This is a genomic window from Exiguobacterium sp. s40 (assembly GCF_018617905.1).
Classification (GTDB): domain Bacteria; phylum Bacillota; class Bacilli; order Exiguobacteriales; family Exiguobacteriaceae; genus Exiguobacterium; species Exiguobacterium mexicanum_A.
In genome coordinates this window covers 40391-63961 of the sequence record NZ_JACSLC010000001.1, presented here as the reverse complement: position 1 = coordinate 63961, position 23571 = coordinate 40391, and the positions used below count along the sequence as shown (strand labels likewise).

Annotated in this window: 32 protein-coding genes; 27 read left to right on the top strand and 5 right to left on the bottom strand. The window is 53.5% G+C overall.

Features of this window, described 5'->3' with window-relative positions; all coding sequences use genetic code 11:
- Nucleotides 1-61: 61 nt before the first annotated feature.
- Entirely contained in the window at nt 62-1978 is a 1917-nt protein-coding gene (locus tag KNP02_RS00365) for an LTA synthase family protein (RefSeq protein ID WP_214706166.1), read from the top strand.
- Nucleotides 1979-2058: 80 nt separating this feature from the next.
- On the opposite strand, the gene KNP02_RS00360 is transcribed toward KNP02_RS00365, so the two are convergent.
- Nucleotides 2059-2238 carry a DUF2759 domain-containing protein gene (locus KNP02_RS00360; protein WP_029595254.1) on the bottom strand — a complete coding sequence of 60 codons (180 nt, stop codon included), beginning with the start codon at nt 2236-2238 and terminating at the stop codon, nt 2059-2061.
- A gap of 158 nt (nt 2239-2396) precedes the next feature.
- Between KNP02_RS00360 and KNP02_RS00355 the strand changes: the two genes are divergently transcribed.
- A complete protein-coding gene (locus tag KNP02_RS00355; protein WP_034778027.1) occupies nt 2397-3017 on the top strand; it encodes an MBL fold metallo-hydrolase in 621 nt (206 codons plus the stop codon).
- 38 nt (nt 3018-3055) lie between these two features.
- Here KNP02_RS00355 and KNP02_RS00350 read toward each other — a convergent pair whose 3' ends face one another.
- Nucleotides 3056-3319, bottom strand: a complete 264-nt coding sequence (locus tag KNP02_RS00350; RefSeq protein WP_021067727.1) for a DUF2626 domain-containing protein — start codon at nt 3317-3319, stop codon at nt 3056-3058.
- 249 nt (nt 3320-3568) lie between these two features.
- On the opposite strand from KNP02_RS00350, the gene KNP02_RS00345 reads away from it, so the two are divergent.
- The 13 genes from KNP02_RS00345 to gcvPB all read left to right on the top strand — a co-directional run bounded on the left by KNP02_RS00345 (nt 3569) and on the right by gcvPB (nt 12333).
- Entirely contained in the window at nt 3569-3955 is a 387-nt protein-coding gene (locus KNP02_RS00345; protein ID WP_052090134.1) for a Spx/MgsR family RNA polymerase-binding regulatory protein, read from the top strand.
- 58 nt (nt 3956-4013) lie between these two features.
- On the top strand, nt 4014-4820 hold the full coding sequence (locus KNP02_RS00340) for an ATPase, T2SS/T4P/T4SS family (protein WP_214706164.1): 807 nt from the start codon (nt 4014-4016) through the stop codon (nt 4818-4820).
- The gene (locus KNP02_RS00335) at nt 4802-5779 is read left to right on the top strand and encodes a type II secretion system F family protein (protein ID WP_034778022.1); all 978 of its coding nucleotides are present in this window, start codon (nt 4802-4804) and stop codon (nt 5777-5779) included. Before KNP02_RS00340 ends, KNP02_RS00335 begins: the two co-directional genes overlap by 19 nt.
- Before the next feature lie 17 nt (nt 5780-5796).
- Nucleotides 5797-6108 carry a prepilin-type N-terminal cleavage/methylation domain-containing protein gene (locus KNP02_RS00330; RefSeq protein WP_034778021.1) on the top strand — a complete coding sequence of 104 codons (312 nt, stop codon included), beginning with the start codon at nt 5797-5799 and terminating at the stop codon, nt 6106-6108.
- Complete coding sequence (locus KNP02_RS00325) at nt 6105-6542, top strand: prepilin-type N-terminal cleavage/methylation domain-containing protein (RefSeq protein ID WP_138859259.1); 438 nt, start codon at nt 6105-6107, stop codon at nt 6540-6542. Before KNP02_RS00330 ends, KNP02_RS00325 begins: the two co-directional genes overlap by 4 nt.
- A complete protein-coding gene (locus KNP02_RS00320) occupies nt 6529-6765 on the top strand; it encodes a hypothetical protein (RefSeq protein WP_214706160.1) in 237 nt (78 codons plus the stop codon). Before KNP02_RS00325 ends, KNP02_RS00320 begins: the two co-directional genes overlap by 14 nt.
- Nucleotides 6701-7183: a prepilin-type N-terminal cleavage/methylation domain-containing protein gene (locus KNP02_RS00315; protein WP_138859261.1), complete on the top strand. Its 483-nt coding sequence runs from the start codon at nt 6701-6703 to the stop codon at nt 7181-7183. Before KNP02_RS00320 ends, KNP02_RS00315 begins: the two co-directional genes overlap by 65 nt.
- Nucleotides 7183-7461, top strand: coding sequence for a hypothetical protein (locus KNP02_RS00310; protein WP_034778012.1), 279 nt, complete (start codon nt 7183-7185; stop codon nt 7459-7461). The genes KNP02_RS00315 and KNP02_RS00310 overlap by 1 nt, the downstream gene beginning before the upstream one ends.
- A complete protein-coding gene (locus KNP02_RS00305; RefSeq protein ID WP_233004372.1) occupies nt 7454-7939 on the top strand; it encodes a shikimate kinase in 486 nt (161 codons plus the stop codon). Before KNP02_RS00310 ends, KNP02_RS00305 begins: the two co-directional genes overlap by 8 nt.
- Nucleotides 7936-8274 carry a hypothetical protein gene (locus KNP02_RS00300; RefSeq protein WP_034778008.1) on the top strand — a complete coding sequence of 113 codons (339 nt, stop codon included), beginning with the start codon at nt 7936-7938 and terminating at the stop codon, nt 8272-8274. The genes KNP02_RS00305 and KNP02_RS00300 overlap by 4 nt, the downstream gene beginning before the upstream one ends.
- A 147-nt stretch (nt 8275-8421) precedes the next feature.
- Entirely contained in the window at nt 8422-9495 is a 1074-nt protein-coding gene (gene gcvT / locus KNP02_RS00295; protein ID WP_214706158.1) for a glycine cleavage system aminomethyltransferase GcvT, read from the top strand.
- Nucleotides 9496-9520: 25 nt separating this feature from the next.
- Complete coding sequence (gene gcvPA, locus KNP02_RS00290; protein WP_214706646.1) at nt 9521-10858, top strand: aminomethyl-transferring glycine dehydrogenase subunit GcvPA; 1338 nt, start codon at nt 9521-9523, stop codon at nt 10856-10858.
- Complete coding sequence (gene gcvPB / locus KNP02_RS00285) at nt 10858-12333, top strand: aminomethyl-transferring glycine dehydrogenase subunit GcvPB (protein ID WP_214706156.1); 1476 nt, start codon at nt 10858-10860, stop codon at nt 12331-12333. Before gcvPA ends, gcvPB begins: the two co-directional genes overlap by 1 nt.
- A gap of 91 nt (nt 12334-12424) precedes the next feature.
- Here gcvPB and KNP02_RS00280 read toward each other — a convergent pair whose 3' ends face one another.
- Nucleotides 12425-12805 (bottom strand): rhodanese-like domain-containing protein, encoded by a 381-nt coding sequence (locus tag KNP02_RS00280; protein WP_034778003.1) that lies wholly within the window; start codon nt 12803-12805, stop codon nt 12425-12427.
- Between the two features lie 164 nt (nt 12806-12969).
- Between KNP02_RS00280 and mntR the strand changes: the two genes are divergently transcribed.
- A complete protein-coding gene (mntR, locus tag KNP02_RS00275; RefSeq protein WP_034778001.1) occupies nt 12970-13398 on the top strand; it encodes a transcriptional regulator MntR in 429 nt (142 codons plus the stop codon).
- Nucleotides 13399-13576: 178 nt separating this feature from the next.
- Nucleotides 13577-14104, top strand: coding sequence for a hypoxanthine phosphoribosyltransferase (gene hpt / locus KNP02_RS00270; RefSeq protein ID WP_214706644.1), 528 nt, complete (start codon nt 13577-13579; stop codon nt 14102-14104).
- Between the two features lie 55 nt (nt 14105-14159).
- Here hpt and KNP02_RS00265 read toward each other — a convergent pair whose 3' ends face one another.
- Together KNP02_RS00265 and KNP02_RS00260 are read right to left on the bottom strand one after the other, a co-directional pair.
- Nucleotides 14160-14573: an SA1362 family protein gene (locus KNP02_RS00265; protein ID WP_214706155.1), complete on the bottom strand. Its 414-nt coding sequence runs from the start codon at nt 14571-14573 to the stop codon at nt 14160-14162.
- 16 nt (nt 14574-14589) lie between these two features.
- Entirely contained in the window at nt 14590-15534 is a 945-nt protein-coding gene (locus KNP02_RS00260) for a DUF1385 domain-containing protein (RefSeq protein WP_214706149.1), read from the bottom strand.
- Between the two features lie 142 nt (nt 15535-15676).
- Between KNP02_RS00260 and aroQ the strand changes: the two genes are divergently transcribed.
- From aroQ to KNP02_RS00210, 10 genes are all read left to right on the top strand, one after another.
- Nucleotides 15677-16114: a type II 3-dehydroquinate dehydratase gene (aroQ, locus tag KNP02_RS00255; RefSeq protein WP_214706147.1), complete on the top strand. Its 438-nt coding sequence runs from the start codon at nt 15677-15679 to the stop codon at nt 16112-16114.
- The gene (locus KNP02_RS00250; protein ID WP_371819421.1) at nt 16110-17177 is read left to right on the top strand and encodes a M24 family metallopeptidase; all 1068 of its coding nucleotides are present in this window, start codon (nt 16110-16112) and stop codon (nt 17175-17177) included. The genes aroQ and KNP02_RS00250 overlap by 5 nt, the downstream gene beginning before the upstream one ends.
- A gap of 29 nt (nt 17178-17206) precedes the next feature.
- Nucleotides 17207-17773: an elongation factor P gene (efp, locus tag KNP02_RS00245; protein WP_021067706.1), complete on the top strand. Its 567-nt coding sequence runs from the start codon at nt 17207-17209 to the stop codon at nt 17771-17773.
- A 112-nt stretch (nt 17774-17885) separates the two neighbouring features.
- Entirely contained in the window at nt 17886-18341 is a 456-nt protein-coding gene (gene accB, locus KNP02_RS00240; RefSeq protein WP_214706139.1) for an acetyl-CoA carboxylase biotin carboxyl carrier protein, read from the top strand.
- A 7-nt stretch (nt 18342-18348) separates the two neighbouring features.
- On the top strand, nt 18349-19692 hold the full coding sequence (gene accC, locus KNP02_RS00235; RefSeq protein ID WP_034777987.1) for an acetyl-CoA carboxylase biotin carboxylase subunit: 1344 nt from the start codon (nt 18349-18351) through the stop codon (nt 19690-19692).
- A 112-nt stretch (nt 19693-19804) separates the two neighbouring features.
- Complete coding sequence (nusB, locus tag KNP02_RS00230; RefSeq protein ID WP_034777985.1) at nt 19805-20188, top strand: transcription antitermination factor NusB; 384 nt, start codon at nt 19805-19807, stop codon at nt 20186-20188.
- 84 nt (nt 20189-20272) lie between these two features.
- The gene (locus KNP02_RS00225; protein WP_214706137.1) at nt 20273-21109 is read left to right on the top strand and encodes a bifunctional 5,10-methylenetetrahydrofolate dehydrogenase/5,10-methenyltetrahydrofolate cyclohydrolase; all 837 of its coding nucleotides are present in this window, start codon (nt 20273-20275) and stop codon (nt 21107-21109) included.
- Nucleotides 21102-22451 carry an exodeoxyribonuclease VII large subunit gene (xseA, locus tag KNP02_RS00220; RefSeq protein WP_214706135.1) on the top strand — a complete coding sequence of 450 codons (1350 nt, stop codon included), beginning with the start codon at nt 21102-21104 and terminating at the stop codon, nt 22449-22451. The genes KNP02_RS00225 and xseA overlap by 8 nt, the downstream gene beginning before the upstream one ends.
- Nucleotides 22420-22650 carry an exodeoxyribonuclease VII small subunit gene (xseB, locus tag KNP02_RS00215; protein WP_034777980.1) on the top strand — a complete coding sequence of 77 codons (231 nt, stop codon included), beginning with the start codon at nt 22420-22422 and terminating at the stop codon, nt 22648-22650. Before xseA ends, xseB begins: the two co-directional genes overlap by 32 nt.
- Complete coding sequence (locus KNP02_RS00210; RefSeq protein ID WP_214706133.1) at nt 22647-23525, top strand: polyprenyl synthetase family protein; 879 nt, start codon at nt 22647-22649, stop codon at nt 23523-23525. The genes xseB and KNP02_RS00210 overlap by 4 nt, the downstream gene beginning before the upstream one ends.
- The last annotated feature ends 46 nt before the right edge of the window (nt 23526-23571 follow it).

Sequence of the window (23571 nt, the reverse complement as noted above, 5' to 3'; positions counted from 1 at the left end):
AAATAGGGGGAGCGAGTTCGTTTGATCTCGTCGCCCGTTGAACAGAGGAGGAGGCCGTCAGATGAAGTCATCTCAGAGCTTTTCGAAGCTTACTATGCGACTGAATGATACGGTCCGCGCTTCGTTTCAAGAATATCGGTTATTTTGGATTTTCACGCTATTACTTTGGACGAAGACGTACGTAGTTTACCAATTTTTCTTCAATATCCCGATTGAAAACACCGCCCAGGCATTCATCTTGCTGATCAGCCCGATCAGCTCCACACTATTCTTATTCGCCTTTAGTTTCTTCTTTAAAGGAAATAAGCAGAAGTGGGTATTGTACATGCTCTATGCCGCGGCGTCATTCATCTTGTTCGCTGACGCCGTCTATTACCGCGAGTTCACCGACTACTTGACGATGCCGGTCATCTTGCAACCTTCGAACATGGAGACGTTGTCGACCTCGTTCACCTCATTGTTGGAATGGAAGGACTTGATCATCCTCGGGGATGTGCTCGCCTTGCCGTTCATCTTACGACGCATCAATGCGAAGGCGACGGCGGCCTCTCATCAGAGAGCGCTCGTGACGTTCGCAACAGCGGTCGTCGTTTTCTTGTTCAACTTATCCCTCGCCGAAACGGAACGCCCTGAACTATTGACACGTTCGTTCGACCGGGAGCTGTTGGTCAAAAATATTGGGACGTTCAACTTCCACGTCTATGACGCGATGCTTCAAACGAAGACATCGGCCCAGAAAGCGATGGCCGATGGATCGGAACTGGCGAAAGTTGAGCAATATACCCGTCAACATTACGCGGCACCGAACCCGGACTACTTCGGGAAATATAAAGGCAAAAATGTGATCGTCGTCTCGTTCGAGTCGGCCCAAAACTTCACGCACAACATGAAGGCCTCGAACGGAGAATACATCACGCCGAACTTGAACAAATTGATCGAAGAGTCACACTACTGGCCGAATTATTACCATACGGTCGGACAAGGGAAGACGTCAGACGCCGAGTTCGCACTCGATAACTCGCTCTACGGCCTCCCGCGCGGTGCCGTCTACTTCACGAACTCCGACAACGAGTATCAGGCGCTTCCTGAATTGATCAAGGAAGACAACTACTACTCGGCCGTGTTCCACGCCAACAACAAGTCGTTCTGGAACCGGGACTTGATGTATAAAAATATCGGCGTCGATCAATTCTTCGACGAGAAAAGTTATGACCTCGGGAACCCCGAGGATATGACGGAGTGGGGACTTCTCGACGACAGTTTCTTCGAACAGTCGATCCCGATGCTCGAAGAGTTGCCGGAGCCGTTCTACGCGAAGTTCATCACGCTCACGAACCACTTCCCGTACACGATGCCGAGCGAAGACTATGAGCTCGTCCCGAAATTCGAGACGAACTCGACGACGCTCAACAACTTCCCGCAGGCGCTCGCGTATCAGGATTACGCGCTCGGGTTGTTCATCGATGAGTTGAAGGCGAACGGTATGTGGGATGACACGATCTTCGTCGTCTACGGTGACCATTATGGCATCTCGACGAACCATAACGACGCGATGGCCGACCTGCTCGGGAAAGACGAGTTGACGCCATACGACGTCGCCAAGCTCCAAGCGGTCCCGTTCGCGGTCCACTTACCAGGACAAGCCAAGGGCGAAGTACATGACACGATCGGCAGTCATGTCGACATGAAACCGACGATCCTTCACTTGCTCGGAATCGACACGTCGGACACGGTCGGATTCGGTAGCGACTTGTTATCGGAAGACCGGACGAGCCGCGCCATCTTCCGTGACGGCACCGTTATCACTGAGGAGTATGTCTGGACGCAATCGACATGCTATGACGCCTCGAGTGGTGAAGTCGTTGAGGACGTTTCACTTTGTGGACCGGATAGTGAAGAAGCAGAGAAGATTCTCCAAATGAATGATGACTTGATTTATTCGGATCTGCTTCGTTTTAAAGAACAGACCGAACAGTAACAAACAGCGCCATCCCGGCTAAGCCGGGATGGCGCTGTTTGTTATACAAAAAAAGACGACCGAGGTCGTCTTCATGCTCATTAGCCTGGGATTCCACCGTAAATCAATGTCGCGACGCCGAAGAATCCAAATACGAGTACAGTGACCGCGGCGAAAGCCAGTGGAAAGAATTGGCGTTTCTTAAACGAACGGGCCATTCCCCAGATTGCAACGAGTGCAACGATGAGCGAGATCCATCCAAATGGTTCATACAAATGCATGACGAGTTCCCCCTTTATTATACGTCATGAAATTCATAAAAATTTCACTGAAATATCATTATTATTTTATCCGATAATGTACACGCTGTCGAGCAAAGAAAGCCTCCGCTACAATTTTGCCACAATATCGATTAGAATGGGATGTGGAGGTGTTCTGAATGAATATTGTAAAAATCACATCGGGCTTGGCCCAAGAGAACGGATACGTGCTCGAGAAAGACGGGACGGTCCTCATCGTCGACCCAGGTACGGACGATCCGAAATTCTTTGAGGCGGTCGAACGCTTCGGTGGCTTGAACGCCATCTTGTTGACACACGCCCATTTCGATCATATCGGTGGCATCGATGCCCTTCGTGATCGTTACGCCGTACCGGTGTACGTCCATGAAGCGGAACGGACGTGGCTGATGGACGACGAGAAGAACGGGGCGGCGAAGTTCCATCTGCCGAGCGCATCGATGCGTCCAGCCGAACGGGTCTATCAAGGTAAAACGCTCGAAATCGGTGCCTTCACGATTGAGTTGCATCACACGCCTGGTCATTCGCCGGGCAGCGTCACGCTCCACATCCCGACTGAACGCATCGCCTTCTGTGGGGATTTGATTTTCAAACAGTCGGTCGGACGGACCGATTTATACGGTGGCGACCAGGCCACTTTGCTCGGATCGATCGATCGGATGCGACAGCTGTTACCAGGCGAGACCGTGCTCTATTCTGGACACGGGCCGAAGACGACGCTCGAGGCCGAAATTCGGACGAATCCATTTTTCGAGCGATGAATCAAAAAAAGATTGTCTCACGAGGAGACAATCTTTTTTTACATTTGGAAGTTACTCCAATACGTGAAGACAACGAAGAAGACAGTCAAATACGCGCCGAACACGTATACATACGTTTTTTCAGTGAGTTTCAAGTAGCCTAGTGCGACGAAGAAAATAGTTTGAGCTAAAAAGACAAGACCCATTACGACGAAGTCACCACTATGTTCGCTACTGCTTTGATCTCCACCGAGTGCGCCTACGAAAGCAAGCGCCGCGATCAACCCAGTCCAAAAGCCTAGGACACGGAACATTCTCGCCATGTTAATCCCCCCATACGTGCATTATTCCATTCTCATTCACTATTTTACCAACACATTCAGAAAAATGCTATGGAAACGTGTGAATTGAGCAAAATAATCGTGAAAAATATGTGAAATAATTAGGTTGTACAAACTTGTACAAAAAAATAAAAAAACTTGTACAAACTATGTACAAAACGGGTATAAGGTTGTATAATCGATTTACACATATCGAACGAATTGGTTCTCAACTTCAAAGGAGGTATTAAAATGGCAAATGAATTGATGTTCTATACGTATCCGAGCTGTACCTCATGCCGTAAGACGAAAGCGTTTTTACAAGAGCAACACCTCGAGGTGAGCGAGCGCCATATCTTCCGGAACGCCCCGACGGTAGATGAGTTGATGACGCTGTTAGCGCTCAGTGAAAACGGTGTCGACTCGCTTCTTGCGACGAGAAGTCAGGCGTTCAAACAACTCGACATCGACGTCGAAGATTTGAAGCTAAGTGAATTGCTCAAATTGATGAGCGACAACCCGAAACTATTGAAACGTCCAATCTTGACGGATGGCAACGAAGTCATTGTCGGCTATGACAAAGCCACAATCGAGGCGTATGCCCGTCGTTTCGAATCAACAACTGCAAACGTATCCTGACAGAAGTCCACTTTCCAAGGAGTGGGCTTTTTTTTATGCTCTTATTGAGGTGGTGGAGATGAAACGAGTGATCGAGCGTGTCGTGGGAGCGGCGCGAAATTTGAATGCGAGCGATGTCCATTTTATGCCATACGGAGACGAGGTGATGATTCAAGTTCGCCACGGGACGCTCTTGCATCGACTGGAGTCGATGACACGCTTTGACTACGAACGGTTGACGTTACATATGAAATATTGGTGCTCGCTAACGGAAACGGATCATCGCGTGCCTCAGTCTGGTATGTACGTCGGGACGGAGGACGCGATCCGGGTCACGTTTTTACCTTCATTCGACCATACGCTTATGTCGTGGCGACTTCCGAACGCCTCGTTTCAGTTGTCCGAGTTGCTAGACGATGAGGATGTGAACCGCTTTTTGAAGTTGGCTATGCTCCGGCAAGGATTGTTATTGATTGGCGGCGCGACGGGGGCAGGTAAGACGACGGTCCTCTACGCATTTTTGCAAAGTTTGGGCGGCCGCCGAATCGTGACGATCGAGAACCCTCCGGAGAAGCAGGTGCCGGGAGTGATTCAACTCGAGGTCAATCCGAAAGCGGGACTTGACCATCGCAGTCTATTGAAAGAGACACTTCGGGCCGACCCAGACGTCATCGTCATCGGAGAGATCCGAACGAGCGAGGAGTTGCGGGTGGCACACGACGCGGCGCTCAGTGGCCATTTGACGATCGCGACGTTCCATACGGCGAGTGTCGAGGACGGCGAACATCGGCTCGAACAGCTCGTCGGCAAGATGGAGGTCGCCCGTCATTGGTGCATCCTGCACCGCGAAGAGGAGGTAAGCTGTTCATGGTCCGAGACCAGATGAGTAAAGACTTATTCACGATCCGTCGCTTTCTCAGGCTGCAGGCCCGTGGTGTCGGATTGAAAAAGACGTTCGAAACACTTGAGCTTCATGAACGAGGCAGAGCAAAACAAGTGATTCGGGACATGCGGCTTCAACTCGAGCAAGGTCGGCCGCTCGCCGAAGTGTTCTCGGGACTCGTCACCGACCCAAGAATGCGTGAGATGCTCGTCACGGCGGAGCGGGGCCATCACTTTTTAGAAGGGCTCGAGCAAGTGCTCGTCTTGTCGACGATGCGCCGAAACCTGCAGCAAGAGCTCAAGCAGCTAGCGCGGTATCCGCTCGTGATTTTGACGATGCTGCTCGGACTCGGGGCGATTTATGCGCTCTATATTTTCCCGAAATTGCTGTCGATGGTGGACGTCGAGGCGCTAGATGGGGTAAACGCAATTCTGTTGTCCCGTTGGTTTTTCCCGGGTCTATTCATCGGCTTGCTCGTGACCGGGGCGGCCCTCTACTGGAACGGGAGACGCGGTCGGCTCGTGCCGCTACGTGTCGTCGAACGGGGCAGGCGGCTGTACGTCACGTATTTGTTCGTCAGTGAGCTCTCGCTCTTAAGTGAAGGGCAAGGTTCGGTCCGTCATATCATCGAGCGTTTGTCTCGGGGTGACGGGGAAGTCGCGGCCATCGCGAGACGGATCCATGAGCGTATGTCGGACGGTCTTGAACTCGAAGAGGCGGCCCGGCAAGAACGGTTGCTCGAGCATGAGGTCGTCAGTCTCTTCGGCGTCGGTACGGTGAGTGGTGAGCTGGGGTCGATCATGACGTTGCATCGTGATCTCGTGTTTGAAGAGATGGAATTGTATTGGAAACAACTAATCACCAAGGCCGAGCCGGTATTATACGGATTTTTGACGATGATGGTGACAATGATTTTTTACACGATTTATTTGCCGGTCAAATTGATCATGGCCCAACTATAACAAGGAGGAACAACAACATGACACGATTCAAATCAGAACAAGGGTTCACGCTCGTCGAAATGGCTGCCGTCTTACTCATCATCTCGGTCTTACTGTTACTGCTCGTTCCCTCGATGTCAGACGGGAAATCCCGGGCAGATAGTGTCAGTTGTGAGGGGAGTGTGCGCATTGTCGAGTCGGAAATCAACTTGTATTATGCGGAACACAAATCCTATCCGGAGACGTTGGCGGTCATCGAACGGGCCTCGACGGAGAGTCCGCTCGAGTATAGTTGTCAATCGATGGTCTACACGTACGCCCCGACGACCGGTACGTTGACAAAACAATGAGGCAAGACGGATATACGTTCGTCGAGATGGCATCCGTCCTCGTCATCTTGTCGCTCTTGCTGTTGATGACGACCCCGGTCGTCCGTTCGATGGATCGATTGGCCTTGTTTGATTTCACCGAGGCGCTTGTGAGCGATATCAACGAGGTTGGCCAATATCCATACGTTGCCGCCGATGAATCATGTGTGCCGCGTCTACGGTGGTACATAAAAGAACGGCGCTATCAAATTGCCTGTGGGATGACGCCGATCGCATCGCGTGTTGTACCCGATGGGGTCGAGATGAGCCTCCCGGCCACAAGTGAGATCGTCTTCTCACGTACAGCGGCGACGTATGCAGGGCAGTGGAAATTTTATACGGGACCGACGATGGTGACGTTGAAGTTTAGAATGGGGACGTATGAGCCGGAGGTGCTTCGCGTTGAAGGGCGATGAGCAAGGTATCACGTTTTGGGAAATCTGCCTTAGCCTGGCGCTCCTCCTGGCGTGGGTCGGGGTCGTGGCACCTTTTGTCGAGGGCGCGACGGAACGGATCGACCGTCTCGAAACGACCGTTCGGCGTTATGAGCGGCTTCAAGGGGAGGTGTTGCACGATGCGGTCGAACCGAGCGGACGTACGGAAATCTGTGATGGCGACCTATGTCTCCCGACGCTTTGAGCGGGGGTTCACGTTACTTGAAGTGAGCTTCACGTTGCTGTTGATCCCGCTGTTCGTTGGACTCACGGTTCACTTGTTGGCACTCGGCCAGGCGTTTTATGAGCAACCACGTGACATGGTGCCGACGACGCCCCAACTGATCGTGCGAAAACTTTTCGATAGCCGGGATTGCGTTGTCGAATCGGGACGTCTTATCGGCACATACGTGCGCCCGGACGACACAACGTGGTCGTGGACGCTCAAACAGATCAATCGTAATTTGGTCATGGTCGGAGACGAGGGAGGGAATTTACTATTTTTAAGAGGAATCGAGACGTATCAGGTCGAACCTGTAGGAGAGGGTTTTCGCATCCGGTGGACCGACGCGACCGGCCCCCGCGAGAAGAGCGTGATGTGCATGCGCGCGGATACTTTGTGATGTCGACGTTAATCGTGTTGACGTGGTTACTCGGCGGAGCGATGTTTTGGTATACTGATATGGAACGAACGACCGACCGACTGGCGCTCGATATTTTGGCGATCCGCTTCGAATCACACGTCATGGTCGCCAAACGGTCCTGTGGTCCGTCCGCCGTCACGGTGACAAAACCGACCGGGACGATTAACTGTCGACCGCTCGGCAGCGGGACGGTCGAGGTCGAGATTCGCCTTGAGACCGGAGAACGACATAAAGAGGTGATTTATTTCGATGACTAAACCGTTTTACATCATCGGGTTTATGGGTACAGGTAAATCAAGCTTAAAACGATATCTTGAAAAATCGAATCACGTCGTCGATTTGGATGAGCTGTTCGAAATGGACGTCCAAATGGACATCCCCGCATATTTTGACCGTTACGGGGAGGAAGCGTTTCGCCTGCAAGAAAGTGAGATTTTGCGACAGGCGAGAGCTGCCTATATCGTGACAGGCGGCGGAATCGTCGAACGAGACGAAAATCTCGATTGGATGCGCGAAAACGGTGTCGTCATCGCACTTGATCTACCGTATGAGATGTGTTGGGACCGAATCAAAGACTCGGACCGGCCTCTCGTGCGCCACGGCAAGGCGGCCGTCGAAGTGTTGTACGAACGTCGGCGGCCGCTCTACGCGCGTGCCGATCACGTGCTTGACGCCTCGCTCAGCACAGAAGCAATCGCGCATACCTTATATCGGTTGAAGGAGGAAGATACATGATTTGGATCAATCTCGGCATCATTGTGCTCGCACTAGTCGGGCTCGGTTTGTATGGGTTCTTATTGTACCGTAACAAGATGAAGACGGACGTGCGGCGGGTCACCCGTTTGACGGAACGTTTCCAGATTCGTGCGAACGTCATCCAAGGTCTCGTCAATGAAATCAAGCAACACGTCGATACGGTCAACGCCTCTGTGAAGCAGATGAAGGCCTATTCCGTTAACGTGAAAGACGAGACGATGGAGCTTAAGCAAGCGACGATCGGACTGACAAAAGAAATTAAGCGGACAGCTGGAATCGAACGCCCAGACGTTTCCACTGAGACCAAAATATGAAATAATGAGGATGAAAACGTTTTCGTTTTCCATCCTCTTTATTTTTGCCCATTTTAGCTAGGCATAGCCATAAAAAATTGATAAAGTGGAATAGAAAACGAAATATTTCACGAAATACATTATTTACGTTCGGGATTGGGGGATAATATGGAGAAAGTATCGTTAAAACGTACGCCTTTGTATGATTTGATTTCCGTAAAGGCGAAGATGGTGGATTTTGCGGGGTTTGAGATGCCGATCATGTTCTCATCGATTAAAGAAGAACATCAGGCGGTGCGTAACGAGGTCGGCATGTTCGATGTGTCGCATATGGGGGAGATTCGGGTCGAAGGTCCGGATGCGCTCGAGAGCGTGCAACGTCTCGTCACGAATGACGTCTCGAAATTACAGATTGGTCAGGCCCAATACAACTTGTTCTGTTTGCCTAACGGCGGTGTCGTCGATGATTTGCTCGTCTATCGACTCGATGAAGATGCGTTTTGGCTCGTCGTCAACGCCTCGAACATCGAAAAAGACGTGGCCCACGTTCGTCAGTATGTGACTGGTGACGTCACGGTGACCGATGAGTCCGACGCCTATGGTCAAATCGCGATTCAAGGACCGATGGCCGAACACGTGCTGGCCCGCTTGACGGACTTGCCGCTAGCAGACATCAAATTTTTCCGGTTCATGACCGGCGACGTGGCCGGCGTGTCGACCATCGTCTCACGCAGTGGCTATACGGGAGAGGACGGATTTGAACTCTACGCCCGGGCCGAGGACGTGGCCGCAATCTGGTCGGCGTTAGAAGCAGAAAACGTCACTCCATGCGGGCTCGGGGCCCGCGATACGCTCCGTTTCGAGGCATGCTTGCCATTATACGGGCACGAGCTCGATGAGACGGTCACGCCGTTCGAGGCGAACTTGAACTTTGCCGTCAAACTCGATACCGATTTCGTCGGCAAGGATGCCCTCGTGAAGCAAAAAGAAGACATCCCGCGCCGCTTGATCGGCTTACGCTTGCTCGGGCGCGGCATCGCCCGTCAAGGGGCGACGGTCGAAGTTGACGGGGAGACGATCGGTGTCGTCACGACCGGCACGATGCCGCCGACGGTGAACGAGTCGATCGCCTGGGCGCGTGTCGACCGTCGTTTCGCGGAGGCGACACACTTTATCGTTGAAGTTCGGGGGAAAAAAATAGAAGCCGAACGAGTGCCGACACCGTTCTATAAACGTAAATGATACAGGGGGATTCAGAATGAACAGAATGGAGTTTCGTTATTTACCGATGACAGAGCAAGATGAGCGTGACATGTTGCAGACGATCGGCGTCGAGTCGATTGAAAACCTACTCGAGGATATTCCAGCATCGCTCCGGGAGACGGCTTCTTTAGCGGCCATCGGTGCGCCGCTTCCGGAAGTTGACCTCGTTCGTCATATGACGAAGCTCGCCGAGAAGAACGTGCACACGAAATCGACTCCGAGTTTCCTTGGGGCCGGAATGTACGATCACCTCTCTCCGAGCGTCATGAACCACATGCTTCTCCGTTCCGAGTTCTATACAGCCTATACGCCGTACCAGCCGGAAATCTCGCAAGGTGAACTCCAAGCGATGTTCGAGTTCCAGACGATGATTTGCGAATTGACGGGCATGGACGTGGCCAACTCGTCGATGTACGACGGCATCACAGCCCTCGCTGAAGCAACGTATCTCGCGAGTGCCCATACGAAGAAAAAACGTGTCGTCGTCTCGGGAGCGGTCCATCCGGAAGCGAAGGACGTCATCCGGACGTATGCCCGTGGGCCAGGGCTCACGGTCGAGTATACGGACGTTAACGCCGGATTGACCGACGTGACAGACATCGATTTGACGGACGCCTCGTGTCTCGTCGTCCAATATCCGAACTTTTATGGACGCGTCGAGGACTTGTCAGCCCTCGCGAAAGCAGCGCACGACGCCGGCGCATTGTTCGTCGTGTCGAGCAATCCGCTCGCGCTCGGGATTTTGGAGTCGCCGGGTGCGCTCGGGGCCGACATCACGGTCGGTGACGCCCAACCGTTCGGGATTCCGCAAAGCTTCGGCGGCCCGTCATGTGGATACTTCGCCGTCAAAAAAGCGCTCATGCGCAAACTTCCGGGTCGTCTCGTCGGACAGACGGTCGATGAGGATGGCAAGCGCGGCTTCGTCTTGACGCTTCAAGCCCGAGAGCAGCACATCCGTCGTGACAAGGCGACGTCGAACATTTGCTCGAACCAAGCGCTCAATGCGCTCGCAGCATCGATCACGATGTCCGCACTCGGGAAGTACGGGATTCGTGACATGGCCGTCCGTAACATTCAAACGGCCCATTACATGAAAGAAACGCTCAAAGCGGCCGGCTATACGATTATCGATGAAGGACCGATGTTCAACGAGTTCGTCGTCGACTTCGGAATCGATGCGGAGCAAGTATCGCGTCACCTGCTCGACAATGGTATCATCGGCGGTTTGCCGCTTGGGACGTATGAAACGGACCGTCAGACCCAGATGTTGCTCTGTGCGACGGAGCTTCGGACGAAAGAAGAAATCGATTTATTTGTTGAAGTGGTTGGGGGGATGAACTGATGCAACACGAACAAACGCTTATCTTTGAGGTGTCACGTGAGGGGCGGACTGGCTACAATTTGCCGACGCCGACGGTACCGGAAGTCGATTTGGAGACGCTCTTGCCGGCTTCGATGGTTCGACAAGAGGCGGCCGAACTGCCAGAAGTGTCTGAACTCGATGTCGTACGCCATTACACGTCGCTCTCGACACGTAACCACGGAGTCGACTCCGGTTTCTATCCGCTCGGTTCGTGCACGATGAAATATAACCCGAAAGTGAATGAAGACATGGCCCGACTTCCTGGCTTCGCCCGTATTCACCCGTTGCAGCCGGTCGAGTCGATTCAAGGGGCGCTCGAGCTCATGGTCGATCTGCAAGAACAACTTGCTGAGATCACTGGCATGGATGAAGTGACCCTGCAACCTGCAGCCGGGGCCCATGGGGAATGGACCGGTCTGATGCTCATCAAGGCGTTCCACCATCACAACGGTGATATGGAACGGACGAAAGTACTCGTGCCTGATTCTGCACACGGAACGAACCCGGCCTCGGCCGTCGTCGCCGGTTTCGAGACGGTGACGGTCAAGTCGGATGAGCGCGGGCTCGTCGATTTGGAGGATTTGAAAGCGAAAGTCGGGACGGATACGGCAGCGCTCATGCTGACGAACCCGAACACGCTCGGTTTGTTCGAGGCTGATATTTTAGAGATTGCCAAAGTCGTGCACGAGAGCGGCGGCAAACTGTATTACGACGGTGCTAACTCGAACGCGATTCTAGGCACCGCCCGTCCTGGGGATATGGGCTTCGACGTCGTCCACTTGAACTTGCACAAAACGTTCACAGGGCCGCACGGCGGTGGCGGTCCGGGTTCTGGTCCGGTCGGGGTGAAACGCGATTTGATTCCGTACTTGCCGACACCGATCGCGCGCCGCTCTGAGTCTGGCTTCACGCTCGATTATGATCGCCCGCAATCGATCGGTCGCATCAAACCGTTCTATGGCAACTTCGGGATCAACGTCCGGGCTTATAGCTACATCAAGACGATGGGTGCGGAAGGGTTGACGCGCGTCTCACGCGAAGCGGTATTGAACGCCAACTATATGTTCGCCCGCTTGAAAGATGCGTTCGATGTGCCGTATGACACGTTCTGCAAGCATGAGTTCGTCTTGTCTGGAAAACGTCAGAAAGCACTCGGCGTTCGGACGCTCGATATCGCCAAACGCTTGCTCGATTTCGGTTATCACCCACCGACGATTTACTTCCCGCTCAACGTCGAGGAGTGCATCATGGTCGAACCGACGGAGACGGAGTCGAAAGAGACGCTCGATGCCTTCTGCGATGCGATGCTCCAAATCGTCAAAGAGGCGGAAGAGAATCCGGAAATCGTTCAGACGGCCCCGCATACGACGGTCGTCAAACGCCTGGACGAGACGCTTGCGGCTCGGAAACCAGTGCTCAAATACGAACGACGCCAACCGTCGTCAATCAATTGAATCCGAACCCGCTCACTATTCGTGAGCGGGTATTTTTCTGGAAATAAAAAAACGTCCCTCCTCGGAGTGAGGAGTGGACGTGGTGGGCAGGTCAGTCTTTCTTGACTTTCCCTTTCCAGTTTTTGAAGCCGCCATCGAGCATGTAAATGTCGGTATAACCATTTTTCATAAGCAATTTGGCCGCCTGGTTCGAACGCGACTTGCCTTGGCAATACATGAGGATCGGCTGATCTTTGCGAAGTTCTTTCATGCGTAGTTTCAATTGGCCGACCGGGATGTTACGGGCGCCGACGATGTGGCCTCCCTTATACTCGTTCGGTTCACGGACGTCGATCAATTGTCCTTTACGGAGCGACGCACGAAACTCTTCTTGTTTCATTTTCTTCAAACCGCGTGCCGGCAAGAAACGCCAGACGATGTATGCGATGAGCGCAGCCCATAGGATGATGACGAGGATAGTTTCGATTCCCATTGATGTTCTCCCTTTCTCTATTAAGTTTCACCAACATCCATTATAAAGAATTTAAGGTCATGAGACAATGATTGACTGATGGATTTACCCGTTCTGCTTTCGGTTTCTAGGTGGTTGCGTTAAAATAGAGGTTGCAGAACGGAACATAAGGGGAGGCTACGCCCATGCCGACACCGAGTATGGAAGATTACTTAGAACGAATTTATTTGCTAATGGTCGAGAAAGGATACGCCCGCGTGTCCGATATCGCCGAACATTTAGGGGTGCATCCCTCCTCTGTCACGAAAATGGTGCAAAAGCTCGACCGGGAAGACTATTTGATTTATGAGAAATATAGAGGACTCATGTTGACGAAAAAAGGTCAAAAAATCGGGAAACGACTCGTCGAGCGTCATGCGATGCTCGAATCATTTTTACGTTTGATCGGTGTCGACGAGGCCCATGTCTACGAGGACGTCGAAGGGATCGAGCACCATTTGAGCTCGAACACGCTTGACTGCATGACCCAATTCGTCGAATTTTTTGAAGATAAGCCCGAACTGATGGCCCAGTTTCGCGCGTTTCAAGAACTGAATACGAACGACGATGAGTGAGTCTAGATGACCGCGACCGATGAATCGATTCGGGAGCGGTCTTTTTTTATCGAAACGCCTCTAGAACCGAACGATAAAACATTTTAATTGAATTTTAGTCTGTTTTTGAGTTGTTTTTGTGATAGAATGGGTGCTGGTAAGAATGATAAGGGGGTGACGGCGAACAATTGCCGACATGATGGATATTCAAATCAAAGGGAAACTGTTTGACGAAGCACAAATCAAACAGCGCGTGGTGGAACTCGCTGAACAAATCGAACGGGATGCGGCCGGGACACCAATCGTCCTCGTGGCCGTCTTGAAAGGGTCGCTCGTCTTTGCGGCTGATTTAATGAGACAGATGACGGGCAGTGTCCAACTTGATACGGTGGCGACGTCTTCTTATGGGAAGAAATCGACTTCGAGCGGGAACGTCCAACTCCGGAAAGATTTAGACCTCGATGTCGAAGGGAAGTACGTCGTCATCATCGAAGACATCATCGACACGGGACAGACTCTTAAATTCTTATGTCAGCATATGACGTTACATCAACCGGGGCAATTGAAGATTTGTACACTTCTCGACAAGCCGGCCCGCCGACTCGTCACGCTCGACGCCGATTACGTCGGCTTCGAGATCCCGGATGAGTTCGTCATCGGGTACGGTATCGACTACGCCGAACAGTATCGCAATCTACCGTATATCGGTTTCGTCGAAACGGACTGACTTCCGAATCACGACAAAAAACGAACCAGGTCGCCCGTGGCGATCTGGTTCGTTTTCACATGTTCGCTTTCTTTTTCTTCTTGCCTTTCTTCCCCTCGATGACGGTGAGGTGAGGGGCGTCGCTACGATGCGTCGAATGAGCCGGGCGCTTCGAGAGTTTCGTCACGTTTGAACCAGGTTTCGCTTTCTTTTTCGTCGTCGCGGACGGTTTCACTTTAGGGTTCGCACCGGGACGTTGCATCCGTTTTTTGGAAGCCTGAGCGGTCTTCCGGTACCGCATATCCTCGGCTGAGATTTTAGGAGCCATGAACACACGGTAAATCACATAGAAGATTAACCCGAAAATACCGATGAAGAGCAACTGTCTGAACAAGCGACCGGGGTCGGTCGCGAGCATATGTCCGACTCCGATGAAGCCTAAGATGAACACGATCGTGGCAGCGGTCGTACCGATTCTTTGTCTGATCATGGTGCTTTCCTCCTCTTTATCCCTCTCTTTGCGCGGCCGGTTGACCTAGTTCTGAACGTTCCCATGTTTCGAAAGCCTCGATGGCGACGCGGATTTGCTCATCGTTTGGTTCACGCGTCGTCAACAGCTGTAGCGATAGTCCCGGCTTGCCGAGGACGGATAGGAAGCGATGTTCACGAAAACGGTTTGTGAATTGGAGCACCTCGAACGAGATGCCGATGACCACCGGTAACAAGGCGATGCGGCTGACGAGTCGGACCCAGAGCGGATCGATCGGGACGACCATATAGACGCCGATGCCAACGAAAACGGTGAACAGGATGAAGCTTGACCCACAGCGATAGTGGAGGCGTGAGCTCGAGCGGACGTTGTCGACGGTGATCGGTCGTCCGGACTCATAACAGTTGATGACCTTGTGTTCAGCGCCGTGATATTGAAACACGCGTCGAATGAGCGGTGTCAAGGAAATCAAATAGAGGTAACTGAGCAGCAATACTAATTTTATTCCCCCTTCGAGGAGGTTTTGAATCACGTGACCGGACAATGCGGGCACGCTTTGGAACATGGCGGCGAGCAGGGCCGGTGTGACGTTAAAAATGAGCTTGCCGAACACGTACGAGATGATCCCAACGACCGCGATCATGATGACCATCAAGATGTTCTGTTTCTTCTCATCCGGTTTCGTCGCCTCGTCCTCGCTCGGATCGACGTCATAGCGGTCACTGGCGAAGTTCATGTGGGCGGAACCGTTTTTGAGCGATTCGTATAAGGCGACCACGCCGCGCAGGAACGGGACTCTCTTTAACGATTGGACCCAGGGGACGAGGATGCGAGGTTGCTCGAACGTCTCGATGGATCCGTCCTTCCGGCGGATTGCCGAGGCACTCTCGGCGCGTCCTTGAAACATGACGCCTTCCACAAGCGCTTGGCCTCCAACGGGGATCAGTGGTTTAGTTTTCATGGCATTTCCTCGATTCCTACAGTTATATAGTTGAATTATACCGTGATTCACCTAAAAAACGAAACCACATGAACGTCAATTGTCGCTACAACCGTTAAATTTGTTACAATAGAGGCGACTTGACGAACAGGGGGGAAGACTTGTGCACATACTCGTCTTGAATGGGCCGAATTTGAATCTACTCGGGAGACGTGAACCGGACGTATATGGTGACGTCTCGTTGAAGGGATTGACGGCGGAGCTGTTGCTCGCCGCACCAGATGACGTCGAGTTGACGTTCGTCCAATCCAACCATGAAGGCGAACTGATCGACGCGCTACACGAAGCGTACGATTATGCGGGGGTCATCTTCAACGCCGGGGCGTATACACATACGTCAATCGCGCTCCGAGATGCCATCGCCGCCATCAAGGCCCCGGTCGTCGAAGTACATATCTCGAACGTGCATGCACGAGAGTCGTTTCGTCATGAATCCAAGCTCGCCGGCGTCTGTCTCGGCGTCATCAGTGGCTTCGGGTTGACGAGTTACACGCTCGCGTTGCAGGCGCTGATCGAACATTGGAGGAATCAACATGATTGAACGGGTCAACAAACTGCAAGCTCAGCTAGAAGCGAACGGAATTGACGGATTGCTCGTGACGAAACGGGAGAATATCCGCTACTTGTCGGGGTTCACCGGGTCGAGTGGCGTCCTTGTGATCACGCCAAAGTCGGCGAGCTTCATCACCGACTTCCGCTACACGGAACAGGCCGCGAGCCAAGTGAAAGGGTTCGACATCATTGAACACAAGACATCGCTCATCAAGTCGGTCGCAGAAGTCGTGGACCGGGAAGCGGTCGCACGCCTCGGTATCGAGCAAGATGACATGACGGTCGGGCAATACCGGACGTATGAAAAAGACGTCAACGCCGAACTCGTCGAGACATCAGGCATCGTCGAAAAGCTACGCTTGATTAAGGATGAGTCAGAGATTAAGATAATGAAGGAAGCTGCGGCGATTGCGGATGCGGCGTTCACCCATATCCAGTCGTTTATCCGCCCGGGCCGGACAGAGAAAGAGGTCGCGAATGAACTCGAGATGTTCATGCGTGCTCAAGGAGCCGACTCGTCGTCGTTTGATATGATCGTTGCATCGGGCCATCGCTCGGCATTGCCGCACGGTGTGGCCAGTGATAAGGTCATCGAGGCAGGCGAACTCGTGACACTCGACTTCGGGGCTTACTATCAGGGGTACTGCTCGGACATCACGCGCACGCTCGCCGTCGGAGAGATCTCAGACGAGTTGCGCAACATCTATGATACGGTACTCCGCGCACAACTCGCGGGTGTCGAAGGCACGAAATCCGGGATCACGGGAATCGAGGCGGACGCGTTGACGCGTGATGTGATCAAAGAAGCCGGTTATGGTGAGTACTTTGGGCATTCGACGGGACACGGTCTCGGCATGGAAGTCCATGAGGCGCCAGGGTTGTCATTCCGTTCGGAGACGGTGCTCGAACCGGGGATGGTCGTCACGGTCGAACCAGGCATCTACATCGCCGGAATCGGCGGATGTCGCATCGAGGACGATATCGTCATCACTGAGACCGGCAATTTCCGTCTCACGCAGTCGCCAAAAGAGTTAATTACGATTGAGGCTTGAGTCTCAGCTCATCTTAGGAGGAAATCAACATGGTATCAGTTAACGATTTAAAAACAGGCTTAACGGTCAAAACGTCGGACGGATCGATTTGGCAAGTCATCGAATTCCAACACGTCAAGCCGGGTAAAGGCGCGGCTTTCGTTCGTACGAAGATGCGTAACTTGCGCACGGGGGCGATTCAAGAGACGACGTTCCGTGGCGGCGAGCGCATCGAGCGTGCCCACATCGAACGTAAGCGTATGCAGTACCTCTACCCGATGGGCGACACGTACGTGTTCATGGACACAGAGTCGTATGAGCAGCTCGAACTCACGGGCGAGCAAGTGAAAGCGGCGCTCCCGTACATGCTTGAAAACATGGAAGTGAGCATCGCTGACTACGATGGCGAGATTCTCGGCATCGAGCTCCCGACGACGGTCGTCTTGACGATTGTCGAGGCCGATCCAGGCGTCAAAGGTGACACGGCATCGAACGTGAAGAAAAATGCGACGGTCGAAACGGGCCACATCATTCAAGTGCCGCTCTTCATCGAGCCAGGCGAAAAAGTAACGGTCGACACGCGCACAGGCGAGTTCACGGGCCGCTATAACGGGTAAGGCAAAGGGTGTCCATTCTTCGGAATGGGCCCTTTTTTGTCGTTGCATTCACTGGTCTGACCAGTTATAGTAGAGTAGAGATTAGTACCAGGTATAAACAGGGGGTTATTTCATGCAAATCGAACATATTAAAGAGCTGATCACAATGCTCGATCAGACGTCCGTCCACGAGCTGGAGCTCGAGACGTCTGAATTTAAACTATCATTGAAAAAAGAAGCGGCCCCGCAACTCGCCGCCCATCATACACCAGTCGCCCAAGCGGCGCCGGTCGCTGCACCTACACCGGCCGCTCAGACGGAGCAAGCAGTCACACCGGAAGCGGCCCCGAGCAACCTACGGACGATCACGTCGCCGATGGTCGGGACGTTCTATTCGCGCCCGGCACCGGACAAGGATGCCTACGTCCAAGTCGGCGATCGCGTCGAAGCTGGACAAGTGGTCTGTATTTTAGAAGCGATGAAGCTGTTCAATGACGTCGAGGCGGAAATCAGCGGAGAAATCGTCGAGATGCTCGTCGCTGACGGCGATTTAGTCGAATATGGTCAAGCGCTCTTCAGCGTGAAGTGAGGTGTCTATGAAACTACTCATTGCAAACCGTGGAGAAATTGCGGTCCGGATCATCCGGGCCGCGAAAGAGTTGAACATTCCGACGGTCGCCGTCTTCTCCGAGGCCGACCGTGAAGCGTTGCACGTCCGTCTCGCCGACGAGGCGTACTGCATCGGACCGAACCCGTCCAAAGACTCATACTTGAATATCCCGAACATCCTATCGGTCGCTTGTGCGGTCGATGCGACGATGATTCATCCGGGTTACGGTTTTTTGGCTGAAAACGCCGAATTCGCCGAGATGAGCGAGGCGTGCGGCATCCAATTCGTCGGACCGAGCAGTTATGCGATTCGGAAGATGGGCATTAAAGACGAAGCGAAGCGAACGATGATCGAGTCGGGCGTTCCGGTCGTCCCGGGATCGAGTGGGGTCGTGACCGACGAGGAAGCGGTCGAACTCGCCCGTGAAATCGGTTATCCGGTCATCATCAAAGCGACGGCCGGAGGCGGCGGACGCGGAATCCGTGTCGCCTATGATGAGACAGAGCTTGTCAAAGGGCTCACGGATACTCGTAAAGAAGCGAAGCAGGCGTTCGGCAACGGCGACGTCTATCTCGAGAAGTACATCGAGTCGTTCCGCCACGTCGAGGTGCAAGTGCTCGCCGACCAGTACGGCAATGTCATCCATCTCGGAGAACGTGATTGTACGATTCAGCGCCGGATGCAGAAGCTGATCGAGGAGGCACCGTCGCCGGCGATCGATGAGGCGACGCGCCAAGCGATGGGAGATGCGGCCGTGAAAGCGGCCAAAGCGATCCGTTATTCTGGTGCCGGTACGATCGAGTTCATCTACGTCCCGGAGTCGAACGAGTTCTATTTCATGGAAATGAACACGCGAATCCAAGTCGAACATCCGGTCACCGAGATGATCACCGGCTTCGACCTCGTCCAAGCACAACTCGAGGTCGCGCTCGGTCATCCGCTCGCGATCAGTCAAGCCGACATCACGTTCAGCGGACACTCGATCGAGTGCCGCATCAACGCCGAGGACCCGTTTGCCGACTTCCGTCCGATGGCTGGGAAAATTGATCAGTACATCGTGCCGGGCGGTATGGGTGTCCGGGTCGACAGCGGTCTGTTCGCAGGCGCGGTCATCCCGCCGTTCTATGATTCGATGGTGGCGAAGTTGATCGTCCATGCCCCGACGCGGGAAGAGGCGATCGCGAAGATGCTTCGCGCGCTCGATGAGTTCACGGTATCGGGCATTCATACGACGATCCCATTCCATCAACAAGTCATGGCGCACGAACGTTTCCGAGCGGGCGCGTTCGACACGAAATTTGTCGAAAAAGAAATGACGCTCACAAAATGAACCGTACCAGGAAGCCCGAACATTATTTGGGCTTCCTGGTTTTTTGTACTGAATTTATGGAGGCTTTATGCTAAACTATCACAATGAAAGCATGCAAAAGGAGAGTATCTGAATGAAACGTCATGAAGCACGAGAAAAAGCGATTCAAACGCTTTTTCAAATCGAAGTATCAAAACTTGAGGTGGACGAGGCCATCGAATTCGCCCTCGACGGTATGGATTCGGATCCATTTTACGAACAACTCGTCGTTGAGACGTTAGAAAAGAAAGACGAAATTGACGAACTGCTCGTCGAAAACTTGAAAAACTGGAGACTCGATCGCCTCGGCAACGTCGAGCGGACGATTCTCCGCATGGCGACGTACGAGTTGCTCTATGTCGAGACGATTCCGGACAAAGTGACGATCAACGAGGCGGTCGAACTCGCCAAGTCGTTCGCCGACGAAGAAGCGGCCAAGCTCGTCAACGGCGTCCTCGGCAACATTATCAAAGCGTAAACGAAGAGAGAGAAACGCGTCATACAAATAGAGAAGACACCACACCAACTACAGAGAAACCTAAGATAACGGGGGATGAGAGAGATGGCAGTAGTGATCGACGGGAAACAAATCGCAGCATCATATCGGGAAACGTTGAAAGAACGGGTCAGTGCGCTTCGTGCGCGCGGCATCGTTCCGAAACTGAAAGTCATTTTAATCGGGGATGATCCGGCGAGCCACAGCTACGTCCGGGGTAAAGAACGGGCAGCAGCTGAGATCGGGATCGATTCACAAGTGATTCGTTTCGATGAGACGATCTCGGAACGTGAAGTGCTCGAACTGATTGATTCGATGAACGAGGACGACGAGCTCCATGGCATCCTCGTTCAATTGCCGCTACCGAAGCATATCGATGAGAACCGTGTCATCATGCGCATCTCGCCAGACAAGGATGTGGATGGGTTCCATCCGACCAACGTCGGGAAGATGATGCTCGGTCTCGAGACACTGTTGCCGTGCACGCCGCACGGAATTCTCCATCTCGTCAAGACACAGACTGAGCTCGTCGGTAAACACGTCGTCGTCGTCGGTCGCAGCCAAATCGTCGGGAAACCTGTCGGGATGCTGTTCTTGAACGAGTCGGCCACGGTGACATACTGTCACTCGAAAACGGTCGATCTCGGTGCGATGACGCGTCAAGCCGACATTTTGATCGTCGCCGTCGGTCGGGCCGGTCTCGTCACGAACGAGATGGTCAAACCGGGAGCGATCGTCATCGATGTCGGTGTCAACCGCGTCGACAGCCGTCTCGTCGGAGATGTTGACTTTGATGGTGTCCGCGACGTCGCTGGCGCCATCACCCCGGTTCCGGGTGGTGTCGGTCCGATGACGATCACGATGCTCATGCACAATACGGTCGAGGTCGCCTCACGTGGCTAATCCGATTCAAGTCTCTGAAGTCGTCCGTTATGTGAAACGTCAACTCGACGGTGACCCGGTGTTGCAACAAGTCGCCGTCATCGGCGAAATCTCGAACTTCAAACGGTACGCCTCAGGGCACTGCTATTTCACACTGAAAGACGAATCGTCCCGCATGAAGGCGGTCATGTTCTCACGAGATGCCCGCACGCTCAACTTTGAACCTACGGACGGGATGAACGTGGTCGTCGTCGCTCGAGTGACGATGTATGAGTCGACCGGTGATGTTCAATTGTACGTCGAGCTCATGCGGCAAGACGGCATCGGCATCTTGTTCGAACGCTATGAGGCACGAAAACGTGAGCTCGAGGCGAAGGGCTGGTTCGCGGCGGAACGGAAACGTCCGCTACCGGCGTTCCCTGAGCGCATCGGGATCATCACGTCTCCGAAAGGCGCAGCCTTGCACGATATCGCGACGACGCTTAGACGGCGGGCACCGCACGTGGCCATCACGTTCGCTCCTGTCGCAGTCCAAGGTGAACAAGCCGCTCCGCAAGTGGCGAGTGCGATTCGGTGGATGAATGAACGCACCGACTGCGATGTATTGATCGTCGGACGCGGAGGTGGATCGATCGAGGAATTGTGGGCGTTCAACGAGGATGTCGTCGTCGAAGCAATCTACGATTCCGAGATTCCTGTCATTTCGGCCGTCGGTCACGAGACAGATTTTACGTTGGCTGATTTCGTCGCCGACGTACGGGCTGCCACTCCGACAGCGGCGGCGGAGCTCGCGACGGCAACGATCGAAGCGCAACGAAAAGATGTGGAGCGCTTAAGTCGCGCACTCACGCGGGTCGTGACGACGCAAATGGCCTCGCTTCGCGAACGTGTCGAGCGCATGAAAAACAGTTACGGCCTCAAGTCGCCCCGCTATACGATCATTCAAAAGCGAGAGCGGTTCGCCCAGGCCGAGATTCGGCTCGAACAGAGTGCCACGAAACAAGTGACGCACGCGCGGCACCGTTTCGCAGCGTCGTCCCAACGCCTCGACGTCCGCAATCTGATGCAAGTGTTCCGAACGCAAGACGACCGTTTCCGGCAATATGAAGGACGGTTAGAACGCATTCGACCTCTCGAGAGACCGGCGGGTCAATTCGCACAGTTGGCAGGACGATTGCAATCTGTCAGCCCGCTCGCCGTGCTCGCGAGAGGATACACGTTCGTCGAACAGGACGGGACGTACGTGAAAGATGTCAAACAACTACATGACGGCCTGGTGACGATCCGATTTCGGGATGGCCATGCCGTCGCGGAAGTGAAGGAGAGACACGATGGCGAAGAAACAAGAAGAACTGACGTTTGAAGCGGCGCTCGCCCGGCTTGAGGAAATCGTGACACAACTCGAGACGGGAGAAGTCGCCCTTGAAGAAGCGATGACCCTTTACGAGGAAGGCGTACGATTGTCTGCCCTCTGTCAGACCAAATTGACGGCGGCGGAACAAAAAATGGATGAAATTCTTGAACTCGACGGGACGCTCCGTGAAAAAGGAGGGACCGTATGAGCGTGCAGGTCCATCTACAGGCATGGAAAGAAGAGGTCGAACAGGCGACGCGTCGCTTGCTCGATTCGTCTTTGATGCCGGAGCGCTTGTTTCAATCGATGACATACTCCCTCGAGGCGGGGGGGAAACGGATTCGTCCGGCCCTTCTTTATGCCGTCCTCGATACATATGGCCGTCCGAGGGCGCTCGGGCATGAAGCGGCCGTCGCCCTCGAGATGGTTCACACCTACTCGCTCATCCATGATGACCTTCCGGCGATGGATGACGATGACGTCCGTCGCGGGCGTCCGACGAACCATCGTCAGTTCGATGAGGCGACCGCGATTCTCGCAGGCGACGCCTTGCTGACGGATGCGTTTCATCTCATCGCACGGGCCGATTTGGAAGCGACGAAAGTCGTCGCCCTCATGACACGGTTCAGTGAAGCGGCAGGCAGCGCCGGCATGGTCGGCGGTCAGCTCGATGACATGCTCGCTGAAAAACGGAGCGGTGTGACACTGTCGACTCTGCAATCGATCCATGAACGGAAGACTGGGGCGCTTCTCGTGTATGCCCTTGAAGCGGGGGCCATCCTTTCGGACGCTTCCGAGACGGATCGTCAGGCGCTCGCACGGTTCGGAAAACACCTCGGGGTCGCCTTCCAAATCCAAGATGATATTTTAGACGTCGAAGGAGACGAGGCGCTCATCGGGAAGCGGGTCGGTTCGGACGAAGGAAACGATAAAGCGACGTATCCGAAACTGCTCGGTCTCGATGGAGCGAAAAAAGGGCTGGAACAAGAAGTCACGGAAAGTGAGGCCGCACTGGCCGAACTTTCGGTCGAGGCCCCGCTTTTACGGGAGCTTCTCGACTTCGTCGTACGACGCAATCATTAATCTCGGTGACACGATGAGCACATCGTGTCACCTTTGTTTTTGTGAA

Excerpts from the sequence above, each read along its gene's own strand:
- KNP02_RS00365 (WP_214706166.1), top strand. The coding sequence starts at position 62 with ATGAAGTCATCTCAGAGCTTTTCGAAGCTTACTATGCGACTGAATGAT.
- KNP02_RS00360 (WP_029595254.1), bottom strand. The coding sequence starts at position 2,238 with ATGCATTTGTATGAACCATTTGGATGGATCTCGCTCATCGTTGCACTC.
- KNP02_RS00355 (WP_034778027.1), top strand. The coding sequence starts at position 2,397 with ATGAATATTGTAAAAATCACATCGGGCTTGGCCCAAGAGAACGGATAC.
- KNP02_RS00350 (WP_021067727.1), bottom strand. The coding sequence starts at position 3,319 with ATGGCGAGAATGTTCCGTGTCCTAGGCTTTTGGACTGGGTTGATCGCG.
- KNP02_RS00345 (WP_052090134.1), top strand. The coding sequence starts at position 3,569 with ATGGCAAATGAATTGATGTTCTATACGTATCCGAGCTGTACCTCATGC.
- KNP02_RS00340 (WP_214706164.1), top strand. The coding sequence starts at position 4,014 with ATGAAACGAGTGATCGAGCGTGTCGTGGGAGCGGCGCGAAATTTGAAT.
- KNP02_RS00335 (WP_034778022.1), top strand. The coding sequence starts at position 4,802 with ATGGTCCGAGACCAGATGAGTAAAGACTTATTCACGATCCGTCGCTTT.
- KNP02_RS00330 (WP_034778021.1), top strand. The coding sequence starts at position 5,797 with ATGACACGATTCAAATCAGAACAAGGGTTCACGCTCGTCGAAATGGCT.
- KNP02_RS00325 (WP_138859259.1), top strand. The coding sequence starts at position 6,105 with ATGAGGCAAGACGGATATACGTTCGTCGAGATGGCATCCGTCCTCGTC.
- KNP02_RS00315 (WP_138859261.1), top strand. The coding sequence starts at position 6,701 with ATGCGGTCGAACCGAGCGGACGTACGGAAATCTGTGATGGCGACCTAT.
- KNP02_RS00310 (WP_034778012.1), top strand. The coding sequence starts at position 7,183 with ATGTCGACGTTAATCGTGTTGACGTGGTTACTCGGCGGAGCGATGTTT.
- KNP02_RS00305 (WP_233004372.1), top strand. The coding sequence starts at position 7,454 with ATGACTAAACCGTTTTACATCATCGGGTTTATGGGTACAGGTAAATCA.
- KNP02_RS00300 (WP_034778008.1), top strand. The coding sequence starts at position 7,936 with ATGATTTGGATCAATCTCGGCATCATTGTGCTCGCACTAGTCGGGCTC.
- gcvT (WP_214706158.1), top strand. The coding sequence starts at position 8,422 with ATGGAGAAAGTATCGTTAAAACGTACGCCTTTGTATGATTTGATTTCC.
- gcvPA (WP_214706646.1), top strand. The coding sequence starts at position 9,521 with ATGGAGTTTCGTTATTTACCGATGACAGAGCAAGATGAGCGTGACATG.
- gcvPB (WP_214706156.1), top strand. The coding sequence starts at position 10,858 with ATGCAACACGAACAAACGCTTATCTTTGAGGTGTCACGTGAGGGGCGG.
- KNP02_RS00280 (WP_034778003.1), bottom strand. The coding sequence starts at position 12,805 with ATGGGAATCGAAACTATCCTCGTCATCATCCTATGGGCTGCGCTCATC.
- mntR (WP_034778001.1), top strand. The coding sequence starts at position 12,970 with ATGCCGACACCGAGTATGGAAGATTACTTAGAACGAATTTATTTGCTA.
- hpt (WP_214706644.1), top strand. The coding sequence starts at position 13,577 with ATGGATATTCAAATCAAAGGGAAACTGTTTGACGAAGCACAAATCAAA.
- KNP02_RS00265 (WP_214706155.1), bottom strand. The coding sequence starts at position 14,573 with ATGATCAGACAAAGAATCGGTACGACCGCTGCCACGATCGTGTTCATC.
- KNP02_RS00260 (WP_214706149.1), bottom strand. The coding sequence starts at position 15,534 with ATGAAAACTAAACCACTGATCCCCGTTGGAGGCCAAGCGCTTGTGGAA.
- efp (WP_021067706.1), top strand. The coding sequence starts at position 17,207 with ATGGTATCAGTTAACGATTTAAAAACAGGCTTAACGGTCAAAACGTCG.
- accB (WP_214706139.1), top strand. The coding sequence starts at position 17,886 with ATGCAAATCGAACATATTAAAGAGCTGATCACAATGCTCGATCAGACG.
- accC (WP_034777987.1), top strand. The coding sequence starts at position 18,349 with ATGAAACTACTCATTGCAAACCGTGGAGAAATTGCGGTCCGGATCATC.
- nusB (WP_034777985.1), top strand. The coding sequence starts at position 19,805 with ATGAAACGTCATGAAGCACGAGAAAAAGCGATTCAAACGCTTTTTCAA.
- KNP02_RS00225 (WP_214706137.1), top strand. The coding sequence starts at position 20,273 with ATGGCAGTAGTGATCGACGGGAAACAAATCGCAGCATCATATCGGGAA.
- xseB (WP_034777980.1), top strand. The coding sequence starts at position 22,420 with ATGGCGAAGAAACAAGAAGAACTGACGTTTGAAGCGGCGCTCGCCCGG.
- KNP02_RS00210 (WP_214706133.1), top strand. The coding sequence starts at position 22,647 with ATGAGCGTGCAGGTCCATCTACAGGCATGGAAAGAAGAGGTCGAACAG.